Source organism: Niastella yeongjuensis, from assembly GCF_900110245.1.
Classification (GTDB): domain Bacteria; phylum Bacteroidota; class Bacteroidia; order Chitinophagales; family Chitinophagaceae; genus Niastella; species Niastella yeongjuensis.
In genome coordinates, this window is record NZ_FOCZ01000012.1 from 56609 (window position 1) to 72876 (window position 16268).

Below are 16268 nucleotides of genomic sequence, written 5' to 3' on the forward strand. Positions count from 1 at the left end.
AATTTCAGGTATGAAACCGGTACAAGCAGCTATTTCCCCGAAATGGATCCATGTGGCAGTATGGTTGCTGTTGTTAGGTGTGCCCGGCATTTTGTTGTGGGACCAGCAGTTCTTTGGGTTGTCGGCCATTTTTTACCTGCTTACCACCTTATATCATATCGGGCTTTTTTATTTTAATGCATTTTATCTGTACCCCAAACTGCTGAATAGAAGAACCTGGTGGTTGTATATTATCTGCCTGGTGGCAATTGTATGCCTTTCGGGGTTTGCCAAGGTTTTCTTTTTGCAGCTGGATGCCGGTTTTCAGTTCACTACTTTTAACCGGCGATTGATCTTTTTCCCCCTGGTGCCGTTTCTGTTCGCCAGCATTATTTACCGGCTGGTATTTGACCGTATTCGTTTTGAACGAATGGAAAAGGAAGCCCGCGCACAACGGCTCGATGCCGAATTGAAATTATTGCGGTCACAGGTGAGCCCGCATTTTTTATTCAATATGCTCACCAATATGGTTTCCATGGCCCGTTTGCAGTCGAATTTGCTGGAGCCGTCATTGATCCGGTTATCGGAGTTGTTACGATATATGTTGTACGAAAGCAATGAAGAAAAGATTGCCCTGGTGAAGGAAATAGAACAGATTGAAAATTATGTGTCGCTTCAGCAATTACGATTTGGGGAAGATGTGGCCATATCCCTGAACATTCAAAACGATTACCCCGAAGGAATGATAGAACCCATGTTGTTGGTGCCTTTTATTGAGAATGCGTTTAAACATGGCATTGGCATGGTAAAGGCCCCGTTTATACAAATAACGCTTGTTGTAAAGGAACAGCAACTCGACTTTAAGGTGGTGAATAATTATAATCCGGCTAACCAGTCGAAGGACAGGCACTCGGGCATTGGCCTGAACAATGTAAAAAACAGGCTGGAGTTGTTGTATGCCAACAATTACAAATTGGAGATCGTTAACAAGGAAGGTATTTATACCGTTCATTTAAATTGTAACCTGTTATGATGCGTTGTATTGCTGTGGATGATGAAAAATGGGTATTGGACCTGCTGGTTGACAACATCAGCCGGGTTCCCTTTTTACAATTGGTGGGGCGCTGTAAAAATGCCCTGGAAGCTACGGAACTGTTACACCGCGAAGCAGTTGACCTTATCTTCCTGGATATTCAAATGCCCGGACTGGACGGTATTCAATTTGTACAATCGCTGCAGCACCCACCCATGATCATATTTGTTACAGCCTATAAAGAACATGCCTGGGAAGGTTTTGAACTGGCTGCTGTTGACTATCTGTTAAAACCGGTTTCGTTTGAACGGTTTTTAAAAGCCTGTAACAAAGCGCAGGAGTTGTTTCGCCTGCAACAAAAGACACCCGCCACCAAAGAACTGCCGCCTTCCTTTTTTGTATATGTAGAATACAACCAGGTAAAGATCAACATCAATGAGATCGTATATATAGAAGGCATGAAGGATTATGTGAAGATCTATTTAACAACGGCCCCCAAACCGGTGATCACCAAAATGAGTTTAAAGGCGCTGGAAGATAAGTTGCTGCCATACCGGTTGGTGCGTATTCATAAATCCTACATCATTGCAGCAGATAAAGTAACAGCGGTAAAACGTGATCTCATTTGTTTGGGTGCCGTAGAATTGCCCCTCAGTGAAAGTTACCGGGCCGCTGTAGAAGCGGTGCTTCCCCTCAATAAGTAAGCTCGTCTACTCATGTTCCCTGTTCCTCTACTCACCCCGGGAACGGCTATGCCAGCGGTGTAGCTTTGTGTTGTAATTATTAATCATTTAAAATTCTATTTTATGTTCCCGTTATTCATTTTATTACGCGTGCTTTTTATAGCCAGTATGGTATTTATTATTGGTGCTATTTTCGGAAATTTTTCTCAAAGAAGAACCCTTAGCGTTTTTAGTAAGATAGCAGCCATCCTGGTAATCGTTTTATTTTTTGCTACTACCGGGTTGAGTATGCGTTTTGGCTGGAACCGGTATCGCGATTACCGCGGGCAACATTATTATGAACGTTGTGACCGCCTGCCTGCAGATTCATCTGTAACCCGATAAACAAACAGTTATGAAAGCATCAACTGAAAGAAAGATAATCCGCTGGCTGCATATTGTGTTGAGTATTCCCATTCTTGGTTATATCTACGGTCCATTAGCCACCATGCCACGCCAGGCCATGGTGGTTAAATGGATCATTATGCCGGTGCTTATTGTTTCCGGTTTCTGGCTCTGGAAAGGGCATTTACTGCGCAAGCGGATGCGGAAAGACCGGGTTATGAAATAATGCGACAGGCTGTTACTAAATCATAACCGGCAACCTCAAAGTTGTACCAATTGAATTTTTGAATTATTTTAGGCCCGTCGGCTGCATAAAACCGATAGCAAAATATTTTTACCCATGGGCCTATTCAATATCTTTAAAAAGAAAGACTCCCCCGAAACACTGTATTCCTATATCAGCAGGTACAATGAATATATAGTTCGTTTTATAACCATGCAGCAGCAGGGCAATTATGCGCCCATCGCTGCTTATGAAAAAGAAACCGGTGATATAGTTGGTTTTTTATATTTGTCGAGCGAAGACAATTCGTATACCTTATCGGCAGGTGAGGCGATCGAAAAAATGGAAAAGCGTTTTGAACAACAGCTGACCAGGGATGAAATAAGCTCCTACACCATCTTTTACCATTCCCAATTCAGTAACGACGATAACCACCGGATTGCCATTGCAGACGAAGAACTGAAAGCAATTTCTATTGCCTATAATTTTAAGAACGGCCCGGCAGGTAAAATTGGGTTGCCTTATCGATTTGATAACGATGGTGCCAGTTATCAGCCCATTGCTGTTTTTGATCAGGAAGAAAATAATGCCATTTTCACTACGCAACTGAGACAAGGGGTTAATTATTTCCAGCATACCGAGCTGGTGGAAGCGCCGGTAACCGAAAACCCCATCGGACTTAAGATAAAGAAATCAAATAACCTTCATTTAGACAATACCTGGTGTGGTATTTACGGCTTTGTGAGTTACCGGAAACCAGATGGGGGTAAGGTCCTGGAAGAGCATTTCAAAAGTGCTGTAATGGATTTGATGCTGAACAAACAAATGAAAAAGGAAGGCATTGTCGTTTCTGCCATTGATTTTGACGATTCAAGTTTTGTGACGGTTATACAAAACGAAAGACCGAAAACTATTTTACCGGTTATAAAAACCGATTATATAGTTCCTGTAGAGAATAAGGAGATCAACGAGTGGGAAAATACCAACAACCTGGAAGCGGTTATTACCGGCTCAGGAAGGGATACGTTTGGGGTAAGCTATTTTGCTACAGATTATGCGGTTAACCGGGACCAGTATTTGTCACAAAAAAAGCTCAATATAAAATTGAGCGGTATTTTGTTTGTACTGGATACCTATGAAGGGAACAATGATCCGGAGGTTCCACTGGCCGATGATTTCTGCGGTTATTTTCCCAGCAAGGACCTGCCTGCATATGGTTGTTTCGACTTTATAGGTATACTGGAGGATTTTAAAGAAACCACTTACTCACGATTCAATCCTGCCAAAGCATACCTGCTGAAAGTAAGGTTGATCAATCACCCTGATGCCAAAGACTTCTTTACCATTGACATGTTTGTAAATCCGGAGAACATGCGGGTTACAGCACTCGCCAAAGGCATGAGGATATCAGGTATGTTCCAGTTACAGGGAAGGATCGCTTAGTGGCTAGTCCTTTGTTATATTGATCAATGCCCGCCGGTTCTTACTCCGGCCATCGGGGTTATCGCGGCCATTGATCAATTCCATTTCAAGCGGACAGCAGGAACCGAACGATTCAAAGGTTATACGGCTGGCTGCAATGCCTTTCTGTATAAAGTATTCGGCACAGGCCCGGGCGCGGCGGTCAGAAAGTATGGCATTGTACTCATTGCTGCCCTTACCATCGGTATAACCGCTGATCTGCAACGTGGCAGCAGGTATTTCCAGCAGCACGTTGTATACGGAATCCAGTTTGCGTACTGCTTCTTTTTTAAGGTTATACATATCGAAGTCGAAGTACACGGTGACTACATTTTCTGGTCTCAACACAAACTTTTTCTCAAGGAGGATGTCTGTATTGATATGCTGATCGGTAAGCAGATTGGTGTTATCCGTTTTTGCAATGGTAACCATTGCAGCCGTATCGCGGTAGTATTGTTTGGTTACCACCAGCTGGTGATTGTTGAAAGAGTTGTCGACACTGTCGAAGCTATAATTACCATTTATATCAGTAGTGGTTTGTGTGGTTTTACCATCAGGCGTTGTCAACACCACATTGGCATCAGGTATAGGTTTATGGGTTTTTGTATCCAGCACCACACCGGTCATGCGATTATGTTTGGGGAGTTTGTTAATGCGATAGGTTTCCAGGCAACAACCGCTGCCTCTGTCGGAACCGATAAGCGCATCACTCAGTAAGGTGTTTTTTTCAAGTGCATAGAAATACACATCATCTCTTGATGAGTTAACCGGGTAGCCCAGATTCGTTGGGGTGCTCCACGTAATGGTATTACCCTGTGCTGAAAACAGATCGAACCCACCCATGCCGGGCCGGCCATTGGTGGAGAATACCAGCGTTTTGCTGTCGGCATGATAAAAAGGCGCCTGCTCATCGCCTTCCGTATTGATTGTTCTGCCGGCATTTTCCGGTTCTCCCACGCTGCCATCTTCATGCAGCTGCGCATACCAGATATCAAAACCACCTGTGCCACCGGGACGATCAGACGCAAAATAAAGATACTTACCGTCTGGGGTACAAACGGGTTGTTTGCTGCTATAGCCACTGGTGTTTATGCCATTCACTAATTGCGGGGCCGACCAGCTGCCATTTACTAATCTGGTAATATAAATGTTAGATATAGTACGGCCGTTCAATTTTTGCCATTGGGTAAAATAGATATTGTTGCCATTGGCGCTGCTGTTGGCTGCACCCTGGTTGATCAACGGATCCGCACTGGATAATGGCAGTTGTGTTACCCCCGTTAAACTGTCGTTCTCCAACACTGCCTGAAACAGGTGGCTGTTATTGGGATTGTATCCTTTTACGATGGGTGAATCGGATTTGGTTTTGCTTACCAGGTACTGATTCCCGGTTAAGGGCGTAACGGCAAAGGTGCCTTTTTCATAACTGTCAGGCACATTCAGTTTTCTTATATGCGTCAGCACCGTATCGGGCCGCGCCAGTTGTTTTTTGATGTATTGTAAAGTAGCCCATTCCTTTTCGGCGGCCTCCAGATACTGTTTGTTGGGATTGGTAGCTTCCAGGTACTGGCGCAGATTGGCGGCTGCTTCCTCGTAGTGTCCCAGGCTTCGTTCACACAGCGCCATCCAATATAAGGCGTCGATGTAATCAGGGCATTTTTTATAAACGGAATCGGCTTGCGGCCAGTAATGTGCGAGGCGATAGCTTTCAGCCTGTTTGTATAGAATGGACTGGCGGGTAATGTTTTTAGGAATGATATAACCAGGTCTTCCTCTTTTTGAATACACCGGGAACACCTCGTCTTTTGGTGTATTGGCTGGTGGATTCAGGATCTGTTCGTACAAATAAGCAGCTGTATAATATTCACCGGCAGCAAAATACTGATCGGCCAGTTGCAGCGGATTTTTGGTAACAACAACCTGCTGTCCCCGGCAGGGCAGCCAGCCGATACAAATAACCAGACAAACTATCTTGAAAAAGGAAAACATTCGCATAGTAATCAATTAAAGTCTTGCACAACGGATAAAATCTACAACACTCTTTGTGCCTGACCGTTTAATGTAAGACAGGCTCAGTTCAATACTGTTTACATTTTTTGTCATGGAGCCCAGCTTCGAAGTATTTACGTCATAACTCAGGCCAATAACAAAGTTTTTATAATCAATACCAACATAGGGTGCCACCGCATCCTTACCGCGGTAATAACCACCCACCATAAAATCGGTAACCGCATCTACGTTTATTTGTCCGTACACCCCGATAATAGCTTCAGAGGCCGTGCCCTGGTGCATGTACATCACATGGGGTACAATACGGGTGCGATCTGATAAATTATAACTAACCCCACCCTGAATGGAATACCGCATGGGTAGTGTATTCAGCACCGTACTTTCAGTACTGATGATGGGGTCTTTGGGTTTGTTGAGGTGATAAATGGAAAAACCGCCGAAGGGGTTGAATTTTTTATCGGCTGCCCCATCATAATACATAACACCGGCGCCAATATCCAGCACGGTTGAAGAAGTTTGAGCGAATATTTCCGTTGTTGAAATATTGGGATCGTAGCCAACAATGGGATTCCATTGTTCTCCCCATTTGAATTTTGATTTGTTCACCCGGCGATTGATAATACCGCCCTGCATGGCCATCACAATGTGATGATTTAACGAAGGGCCGAATTTAACTCCGGTATAGGCAAACGAGAAAGAGGAGGTAAGATAATTAAAACCGCCATCCCCCGCTGATTGATTCAGCAGGTTTACACCCAGCGCTATATTCTTATTGGTACGGGCATCGAATGAAACGCCCATGGTGCGATAAGGATTGGTGATGCTGCCCCATTGGTTCCTGAAAATGGCAGAAGCCCGGTAATCGCCATCGGTGCTGCCCGTTAGCGCCGGGTTCAAATACATGGGGAAAGTATATTGTTGCGTAAAGTGCGGGTCTGTTTGCGCCACTGTTTTACCAACAGTTGTCAACAGCCAGGCCAAACACCAAACGGTTTGTAAGATCAGTTTTTTATTCATTGCTATGGTAAAGTGTCGTTACAACAATGTTTTTATCGTACAAGGGTAATGGAACCTTTCATGCTCAATGTTCTTCCATCTGTGGTTGTCGCTTTCAATACATATACATACACGCCCACAGGCTGGGGACTACCTTTGAACCTGCCATCCCAACCCTGGTTAGGATCAGTAATGGTGATCATTTTCTGGCCCCACTGATTGAAGATGTGCAGCTCGAGCGTAGCAATGTAATTTCCATATACCTTGAATACTTCATTCCTGGGATCTCCTTTTCCATCGGGTGAAAACACATTAGGCACATAAATGTCTTTAAAACGCGGCTTCACGATTATTTTATACGATTGGGCGGCGCCCATACATCCATTTACATAGGGTATGGCCGTAACTGTGCCGGTAATGGGATCGTTGGTCATGTTGGTAGCGGTGAACGAAGGCACCGTACCTGCACCGGATGCCTGTAGTCCGATCGCCGTATTGTTATTGGTCCAGTTGATACCGGTAACCGGAATGTCTACCGGGAAATCGTAATAGGGCAATACATCACCATCAGTTACTGTATCCTGATTTTTTAAATTCAAATTAATGATGGAAGGTATCGGGTTCACCTCATAATTCAACATAGCATCAACAGCGCATTGTCCTGTTGCCGGCGTAAAGGTGTACATGCCCGTATTTTGATTGTCAACTACAGCGGGGCTCCAGGTCCCATTCACCCCATTGGTACTAACACCTGGTAAAACCGGCGGATTGACATTAATACAAACAGATTGTGACGTGCTGAAGGTAAATTCAGGTGTAAGGATTGGCTTCACCGTTATTGTAACCGTTGTTGGCGGCGCGCAGGGATCGCTGGTGCTGGTAAATACATAGGTGCCGCTTTTCGTATTGCTCACTACAGCCGGGGTCCAGGTACCGGTTTGTCCAATATCGGAGGCAGCGGGTAGAACCGGCGCCGGATCACCATCACAAATGGTGTCTTTCGAATTGGGAAAACTGCTGAATACAGGTGGTATAATGGGTTTAACGGTCAATGTATAGGTAGCTGGTAACGCACATTGACCGGGATCGGGCGTAAATGTATAAGTGCCGGAATTATTGGGGTCAACCACAGCCGGGATCCAGTTGCCGGTAATACCGTTTTGCGACTGATTGGGAAGGGTAGGTACACTCCCGCCTGTACAAATTGACTCGCTGCCTGGGAACGAGAACGTCGGCATTATGGGCGGATTTACCACAAGGGTAAAAATGGTACCGGTAAGACAGCCTGGTGGCGGAACGGTGGGTGTAAACACATAGGTACCGGAATGGGTAGGGTCTATTACTGCCGGGTTCCAGGTGCCGGTAACGCCCTCGTTCGATGTATTGGTTAATATGGGTACCGCGCCGGTTCCACATAATACCAGGCCTGGGCCAAACGGGAACGTCACCGGTTGCTTTTGGATCACCGTAACAGTTATGGTAACCGGATCGGCACAAGAAATGGATGGTGTAAAAGTATAGGTGCCGGATTGATTTGGGTCAATCACGGCCGGGCTCCAGCTGCCGGTATAACCGTTGTTGGAAGTAGCAGGCAGCGCAGGTGCCGGATCGCCTAAACAGATTATGATGGAAGAAAAACTAAATACTGGCGGTGGCAGGATCGGATCTGATAGCGGTGTACCGGCTACATAAGACAGGGTGGTGCCCCCGCCGATGAATGTGAAATTGCGGTAGGCGCCCATCGTTAAGTTGGGAATAACCAGTTGTCCGGTTCCATCTGTCAGCAGGGTAACCGGGCCTTTTTGAACATTGTTTTCCAAATACATTACCTGGTAAGTGGTATTGGGAACAAGTCCGCTAAAAGTAATTGACCCTTCTGAACCATGACAGGTTGTTGGGTTATTGCTTAATTGCAATATGGGATTTTGGCCCCGGGCATAATTACAACAAAACGTAATTATGAAACCAATAAGTAGATACGGTAATGATAAAAGTTTCATTTAAATGGCTACTAGGGGAAAACGCTGGGGTGAATGATCAGATCCTCAAACCGGGTTTAAACAGCTAATGGTGTAAAAGTCCCATAAAAATAATAAAACCATTGAAAGCGCCTAATGAAAGTTTATATCTGTGCATTTTTAACCTATAAGTGCGTCATTTTGGAGGAAATCCGCGAATTTGGACGGCGTTTTTGTTATTAAAATAATCCTTATAAGCCATTTCATTTTTACCAACTTCATATATAACTTACAGGCAGAAAAGGTAAATAGACCATGAACCGACACGTAACCCCGTTGATCACCGCGCTTTGCTTTGCATGCCTGTACGCTACAGCACAAGAAAACAATCCGCTTATTAATTCTGCAGAAGCCATAAGTGCCGGCGTTAAATTATATGACAATGGCCAATACAAGGAAGCCCTGAAGGAGTATGAACGGGTAAAGGTGGGCGATACCAATTATGTGTGGGCCCTGTATGAAATGGCATTAACCTGTACTGTCGACAGCCAGTATACCCGGGGAATACAAGTGTGCCAGGAAGCCCTTTCCCTGCCTACTGAACGGGAACGAAGCCCCGACCTGCTGACGCAATATGGCAACCTGCTCGATTATGATAACCAGCAGGAACGCGCCCTCAGGATCTTCGATTCCGCACTGGCCGTTTATCCGGCCTATGCCGGTTTATACATCAGCAAGGGCACCACGCTGATAAGAATGAAAAAGTATAAGGAAGCTGAGCAGGTTTTCAAACAAGTCCTGCTGATAAATCCCTATTCCGCAGCAGCGCATTTTAAACTGGGCATCTGTGCCCTGAACCAGGGTAATATAGTGGGCGCTTACCTGAGCCTGCTGGGCAATGTGGTTATGGACCCCGGCAATCACTATTCGGGCAACGTTGTTACCATGCTGGATGATATTGCAAAAGCCAAGGACTATGTGGTAGAACTGGTGAACAATAGAAAGGAAGAACCTTCGGCGAACTTTCGCTTCATTGAACAGATCGTGTTATCAAAAATTGCATTGGATAATAATTATAAATCCATCATCGAGCTCACCGATCCCATTGCAAAACAATTGCAGGTGATCTGTGAAAAGCTCAGCTATGATGAAAATGACAACGATTTCTACATGCAGTTCTATGCTCCTTTCTATCAAAAGGTCTTTGAAGAAAAGAAATTCGATAAGCTGGTGTATTATGCTTTTTCAGGAGTAAATTCCTCTGTTATCAAAGACTTTAACCGGAAACATAAAAAGGACATTGAAGCATTTGTGACCGAAACCGTAGAATACTTAAAACCGATAAGGGCTACCCGCGAATTATCACTTGCCAAACGAGATGCCAAAGGCTCCTGTTATTATTTCGAGGGCGGACAATTGATCGGGAAGGGAGCAAGTCCGGATAATGGAAATACCCTCACCGGCCCCTGGGAATATTATTTTGCATCGGGGAATAAAAAATCAGCCGGTGTTTACAATGAAAAAGGAGAGAAGGAAGGCGTTTGGAAGTATTATTATTTCACCGGTCAGTTAAGGGGCGAAGAAATTTACCGCAATGGCAAACAGGAAGGAAAGGAAACCTATTACTATGAGAATGGAAATATTTCTTCCACTGCTGAATATAAAGACGGGGAAATAAATGGGGAACGCATCACTTATTATAAGAACGGCGCCTTAAGGACTGTTGAACAGCAGGAAAATGGAAAATTGAAAGGGAACCGGAAAGTGTATACCCAAAACGGGCTGCTGCAATCGGCAGCCATGTACGCAAACGATAAAAAAAGCGGAGCGTTTAAAACCTATTTTGCCAACGGGCAGGTAGAACTGGAAGGCAGCTATGCGGATGATAAACTGAGCGGGCCTTACAAGGCTTATTATGAAGATGGAGTGGTGTCTATGGAAGCGCAGTACGACCAGGATAACGCCGTGGGAGAGATCAAAAAGTTCTTTGAGAATGGCAAGCCCAAAAGCATAGAAACCTATAATAACGGCGTATTGGAAGGTGAATACGCTTCCTGGTACAACAACGGGCAGGTAAATACAAAGTACATCAATAAAAAAGGGAAGCTGAATGGCGATGTGCAGTATTTCGACAAGGACGGAAAAATGTATTCCATTTTTACCTTTGACAATGATCTGTTGAAAGCGGCCAGGTATTTTGATAAAACCGGCAAACAGATCAGTATTTCCGAAGCCAGTAAAGGCAGGCTCAACCTGTTGTCCTACGTACCCAATGGCACTAAAAGCGCATTAAGCCCTTACAACGAAAAGGGAATGATGGAAGGCACCCAGGTCTATTATTATGGTTCGGGCAAAGAAAAAGAGACCAATACCTATGCTAATGGAGAATTGAACGGGGAGTCAGTCTCTTATTATCCGGGTGAACAAAAAAAAGTTACTGTCAATTATACACAGGGTAAAAAAGACGGTTATTATATCGCACGCTATATACATGGTGGCAGGCAGGAAGAAGGCTGGTATAAAGATAATGAGCCCGAAGGGGAATGGTTTAGTTATAATGAAGCAGGAAACCTGACCGCCCGCACCAACTTTTTGAATGATGAAATGAACGGGCTGAAAACCGAATACTGGCCCAATGGAAAAAAATTGGTGGAATACCTGTACGACAGGGGCGTTCTTTTAGCAATGACCCAATACGACACTACCGGCAGGGTATTGAACCAGGTGAACCTGAAAAACGGTACCGGCAAAATGACCACCTTGAATGTGAACGGAAAATTATACAGTGAATGTACGTACCAATATGGAAGCCTGGAGGGGGCCTACAAATATTATTATTTCGATGGTTCTAACCTGGCGGTACAATACTTTAAAAAAGGCCTGCGCGACAGCCTGTACCGCGACTTTTATTTTGGTGGCAACATAGCTAAGGAAGGGATGTACAAAATGGGCAATAAAGCAGGTGCCTGGAAGTATTACTGGGAAAACGGCAACGTGTCGCGGGTAGATGAATACAAAGCGGGCCAGCTGCATGGAAAACAGACCTTCTATACTATGGATGGTAAGAAAGATGCAGAAATGGATTATGAGAACGGCAGCCGGCAGGGCTTTTACCGGAAATATTCGAGTGAAGGGGTTGTGTTGTATCAAATGAGATATGAAGAAGACGAGCCGGTTGGTTATAGCTACCGGGGTAATAACAACGAGTTGGTGCCGGAAATACCGATGACAGCCGGAAACGGCCGGTTCAGGCCATTATTCCCGAACGGGAATGCGGCTATCGATGTACTATATGTGGACGGGCAAACAAACGGGACCTACAAATTCTATTACGACAATGGCAAGCTGTTACGGGAACGCAATGAAAACTATGGCTATATCGAAGGTGTCTTGAAGGAATTCTATGCGGATGGCGCCCAACATTATGTGTACAATTACCTGCATAATAATTTACACGGTACCACCCGGGAGTACAATGCAAAAGGCATATTGGTAGAAGAAGGGAATTATTACAATGGCGATTACCACGGGGAAACACGCTATTTTGATGACAATGGCAAATTAAAAGAAGTTAGAACCTATTATTACGGACAATTATTGAGCATAAAATGAGTGCTGAAAAAGGATTAAAAGGGTGGTTGCTGGCAACTGCGCTGGGAATGTGTTGTAACACGTTTGCCCAAAACATGGAAGAATTAAAAAAGCGTTTTCCTGGTGATGAGGCCGTTATGTTACATTCCTCGGCCCAGTATAAGATCAGGATCAAGGATGGACAGCCATATGTGGAAAGCAGGGAGAACCAGCAGTTGATGTACCTGTCGGCCAATGCCGCCGCTTACCTGGGCCGCTATGGTTTTTCCCACAGCAGTTTTCATGAAGTAAAAGAGTATGAGGCGTACACGCAAACCGCCGACAACAAGAAAGTAAAAGTAACCAATTTCAAAACCAGCAACAGCAAATCGGACGGCGTGTTTTACGATGATGTGCAGGAAACCCTATTCGACTTTCCGGCCATTGGACAGGGCGCAACCGGTAACCTGAACCTGCAGATCGTTCATAAGAAACCGTACCTGCTTTCACCACATTATTTTGGCCGCCACATTCCGGTGGTGAACGATGAGCTGAAGATCTCGTTCCCCAAAGAGGTTACGGTGAAATATATTCTGAAAGGACAGGATACCGATAAGATAAAATTTACGCAGGACAGCAGAGGCGGGGAAACTACCTATACCTTTCAGGTAAACGACCAGCCGGCGGAAAAAGATTATGAAGATGCTCCCGGTGCCGCCTATTATACGCCGCATGTTGTATTTTATATAGAGAAGTATAAAAACGGCAATGGCGATGAGATAAAATACCTGTCAGATACAAACGACCTGTACAAACTGAACAGCAGTTTTTTAAAGGACCTCAATAAAGAGGCCGGGCCCGAACTGAAACGCCTTGTCGATTCGCTCACCTATGGCGTTACCGACACAGCGCAAAAAGCCCGGCGCATTTACAGCTGGGTGCAGGATAACATAAAATATGTGGCCTTCGAAGATGGGATGGAAGGTTTTGTTCCCCGCGACGCCAATTTTGTTTGCAGCCGCCGTTTTGGTGATTGTAAGGATATGAGCAGTATACTCACCATGATGCTGAATACCGCCGGCGTACCCGCTTATTATACGTGGATCGGTACCCGCTCTTTACCCTATACCTACCGGGAAACGCCATTGCCCATTGTAGATAATCACATGATCTGCGCCATACAACTGCAGCCCGGTAAATTTATCTTTCTCGATGGTACCGACCCAACCTGTGTGTTTGGTATTCCTTCCGCCCACATCCAGGATAAGGAAGCACTGATTGCCATGGGGCCCGATAAATACAATATTGTACGGGTGCCATCGCCGCCAAAAGAAACCAACCAGCTGGTAGACTCCTGTTTTATTCAGCTGACCGATAAGGGCATTTCAGGCCGTATCAATATGAGCATGACCGGTTATAATTCCATGAACATGCATGCTGCCTTGTTGTATGTGAACGGAAAGGATAAAGACAATTACATGCGCAGCCGGTTCGCCCGCGGTTCAAACAAATTTCAGCTAACCAGTTATGAAGTTGGCGACCTGGGCGATAAAAACAAAGTAACCCTTACCGGTAAATTCGAGTTGCAGGATTACGCCCGCAAGATTGGCGATGAATGGTATTTGAATATCAACCTGTTGAAATTATATGAGCACCAGGAGATCGATTTCCCGCGCCGTAAAATGCCGGTGGAATACGATTACCGGTTTATTAAAAAATATGTGACGGTGCTCACCATCCCTGATGGGTATGCGGTGAGTTACCTGCCGCAAAGCAAATCGTTCAGGAACGATGTATGGGGTTTTTCGCTGAATTATGAGCAAAAGGATAACACCATTATACTTACCCAGGAATTTTACAATGATTACCTGTTGCTGACAGCCGATCATTTTAAAGCCTGGAATGAAGTGCTGGAACACCTTTTTCCCCTGTATAAAGAAACTATCAGCCTTTCAAAAAAATAAGACCTTTCATGTTACACGTGCATAAACAAGTAATAACGGCCTGTTTGCTGATTTGTAGTGGATCCCTGTTTGCCCAAACCGCCACACCTGTGCTTGAACAGGAACAATGGAGCAGCCAGTCGGGCATACAACCCCTCGATGCTAAATACAACAACGAATCTGCCATAGCGCTTTTTGAAAAAAGACGCATCGAGTACGTGGATGAAAATAAGGACATGGCAGCGTATAAAACCTACCATACCCGCGTTCATATAAACGACGATAAAGGCATTGAAAGCTTTAACAAGATCTATTTGCCCGTGGCCAGCAACGACGATATCGTTGACATAAAAGCGCGTACCGTTTTGCCCGGCGGTAAGATCATTGAGCTGGACAAAAAGAACATCAAGGACATGAAGGAGGACGAGCAACTGTATAAGATCTTTGCCATGGAAGGGCTGGTAAAGGGTTGCGAGGTAGAGTATTATTACATCTATAAAGCCAACGTTTCCTTTTTTGGCCGGGAGGTAATACAACGCAGTTTTCCGATACTGGATTCCAGGATTGAAGTGGTAGGTCCGGACCGCCTGATTTTTGAAGCCAAAGGGTATAACCAGGTAAATGCCGCTGCCGATACCCTCATTGGCAAAAAGCGTTTTCTTATCGTGCACCAGGAAAACATACCCGGCGCCACCGATGAAAAATATGCGCCCTTTACTGCGAGCCTGAAAAGGGTAGAATACAAATTATCTTACAACAACAGCAACATAAACGCCAGCCGGCTGTTCACCTGGAACGAACTGGCCAAAAGGATCTATTCTATTTATGGAACGTTCTCAGATAAAGAACTGAAAAAGGTAGATGGGCTTATCAGCAGCAACAACTGGAAGAACAGTGGCGATGAAGCGGCTATGGTAATCGCAGTGGAACATTTTCTGAAGATGAATATCAGCACCCGTGATGATATCAATGACGAAAATGCCGAAAGTATTGAATGGATCATCAAAAACAAGCTGGCCACTTATCGCGGTATTGAGCGGTTGTACGGCGCCATTTTCAAGCAACTGGGCGTAAACCATGAGTTTGTAATGTGCGGCTCCCGTGACGATTTTTCGGTGGATAAGGCATTTGAGAACTGGAACAATTGCGATAACCAGCTGATCTATTTCCCCAAACTGAAGAAGTATATTTCGCCTACGGCTATAGAAATGCGTTACCCGTTGTTCAATCCTTCGTGGATAGGCACCAATGGTATTTATTGTAAAGGAACGGTGATCGGCAATTTTACTACTGCCATCGCCGATATAAAACCCATTGTGGGCGAAGCGTATACCCAAAGCAGTAACAATATCGATGCAAAGCTGCAATTGAATAAAACGCTCGATACGCTGATCGTGAAAAGCCGGCAGTCGTACTCCGGGTATTCTGCGGTGTTCTTTCGCGCCAGCTTTAACTTCACTTCTGAAGAAAGACAAAAAGAGCTGATGAAGGAGCTGGTGAAATTTGGCACCAGTTCTGAAAAGGTGGTATCTTCCAAAATAGAAAATAAGGAAATGGAGAATTACCAGGGCAACAAACCTTTCATTCTGGATATGGAAGTAAATGCCAGCGAGCTGGTAGAAAAAGCCGGTAATAAAATCCTGGTGAAGATCGGCGAGATCATTGGGCCCCAGGTTGAGATGTACCAGGAGAAACCCCGCCAGTTCGATATGGATGTAAATTATCCGCACACGCTCGACAGGACCATCGAGTTCACCATTCCCGATGGGTATAAAGTAAAGAACCTGAACGACCTTACGATTAGCAAAGTGTACAAAGACAATAATGAACTGGCCATGGGGTTTGAATCTTCCTATACGCAGGAAGGGAATGTGGTTAAAGTACGTGTGCTGGAACAGTACCGGAAAATACAGTACCCGCTGGCCTGGTACGAAGACTTTAAAAAGATCATCAACGCATCGGCAGATTTCAATAAAGTGACGCTGGTGCTGGAGGCGAAGTAGGTCTGTTTTATTTCTGTAATTTGCA

At 44.9% G+C, this 16268-nt stretch carries 11 protein-coding genes; 8 read left to right on the forward strand and 3 right to left on the reverse strand.

What is annotated here, in order from left to right:
* Positions 1 to 10: 10 nt before the first annotated feature.
* The 5 genes from BMX95_RS26175 to BMX95_RS26195 all read left to right on the forward strand — a co-directional run bounded on the left by BMX95_RS26175 (position 11) and on the right by BMX95_RS26195 (position 3745).
* Positions 11 to 1012, forward strand: coding sequence for a sensor histidine kinase (locus BMX95_RS26175; protein WP_081198103.1), 1002 nt, complete (start codon positions 11 to 13; stop codon positions 1010 to 1012).
* Positions 1009 to 1716: a LytR/AlgR family response regulator transcription factor gene (locus tag BMX95_RS26180; RefSeq protein ID WP_081198102.1), complete on the forward strand. Its 708-nt coding sequence runs from the start codon at positions 1009 to 1011 to the stop codon at positions 1714 to 1716. Before BMX95_RS26175 ends, BMX95_RS26180 begins: the two co-directional genes overlap by 4 nt.
* A gap of 102 nt (positions 1717 to 1818) precedes the next feature.
* A complete protein-coding gene (locus BMX95_RS26185) occupies positions 1819 to 2079 on the forward strand; it encodes a hypothetical protein (protein WP_081198101.1) in 261 nt (86 codons plus the stop codon).
* Positions 2080 to 2089: 10 nt separating this feature from the next.
* Positions 2090 to 2305, forward strand: a complete 216-nt coding sequence (locus tag BMX95_RS26190; RefSeq protein WP_081198100.1) for a hypothetical protein — start codon at positions 2090 to 2092, stop codon at positions 2303 to 2305.
* 114 nt (positions 2306 to 2419) lie between these two features.
* Positions 2420 to 3745, forward strand: a complete 1326-nt coding sequence (locus BMX95_RS26195) for a hypothetical protein (protein ID WP_081198099.1) — start codon at positions 2420 to 2422, stop codon at positions 3743 to 3745.
* 3 nt (positions 3746 to 3748) lie between these two features.
* Here BMX95_RS26195 and BMX95_RS26200 read toward each other — a convergent pair whose 3' ends face one another.
* Genes BMX95_RS26200 through BMX95_RS26210 form a run of 3 tightly spaced genes read right to left on the reverse strand, consistent with a single transcriptional unit; the run spans position 3749 to position 8685 of the window.
* Positions 3749 to 5758, reverse strand: a complete 2010-nt coding sequence (locus BMX95_RS26200) for an OmpA family protein (RefSeq protein ID WP_081198098.1) — start codon at positions 5756 to 5758, stop codon at positions 3749 to 3751.
* Positions 5759 to 5767: 9 nt separating this feature from the next.
* Positions 5768 to 6790, reverse strand: a complete 1023-nt coding sequence (locus BMX95_RS26205) for a PorP/SprF family type IX secretion system membrane protein (protein ID WP_081198097.1) — start codon at positions 6788 to 6790, stop codon at positions 5768 to 5770.
* Positions 6791 to 6822: 32 nt separating this feature from the next.
* Positions 6823 to 8685: a T9SS type B sorting domain-containing protein gene (locus tag BMX95_RS26210; protein ID WP_165758832.1), complete on the reverse strand. Its 1863-nt coding sequence runs from the start codon at positions 8683 to 8685 to the stop codon at positions 6823 to 6825.
* A 357-nt stretch (positions 8686 to 9042) separates the two neighbouring features.
* Here BMX95_RS26210 and BMX95_RS26215 point away from each other — a divergent pair, with 357 nt between their 5' ends.
* Genes BMX95_RS26215 through BMX95_RS26225 form a run of 3 tightly spaced genes read left to right on the forward strand, consistent with a single transcriptional unit; the run spans position 9043 to position 16243 of the window.
* Complete coding sequence (locus tag BMX95_RS26215; RefSeq protein ID WP_081198095.1) at positions 9043 to 12339, forward strand: toxin-antitoxin system YwqK family antitoxin; 3297 nt, start codon at positions 9043 to 9045, stop codon at positions 12337 to 12339.
* Positions 12336 to 14261, forward strand: coding sequence for a transglutaminase domain-containing protein (locus BMX95_RS26220; protein ID WP_081198094.1), 1926 nt, complete (start codon positions 12336 to 12338; stop codon positions 14259 to 14261). The genes BMX95_RS26215 and BMX95_RS26220 overlap by 4 nt, the downstream gene beginning before the upstream one ends.
* Positions 14262 to 14269: 8 nt before the next feature.
* Positions 14270 to 16243 (forward strand): DUF3857 domain-containing protein, encoded by a 1974-nt coding sequence (locus tag BMX95_RS26225; RefSeq protein ID WP_081198093.1) that lies wholly within the window; start codon positions 14270 to 14272, stop codon positions 16241 to 16243.
* Positions 16244 to 16268: the final 25 nt, after the last annotated feature.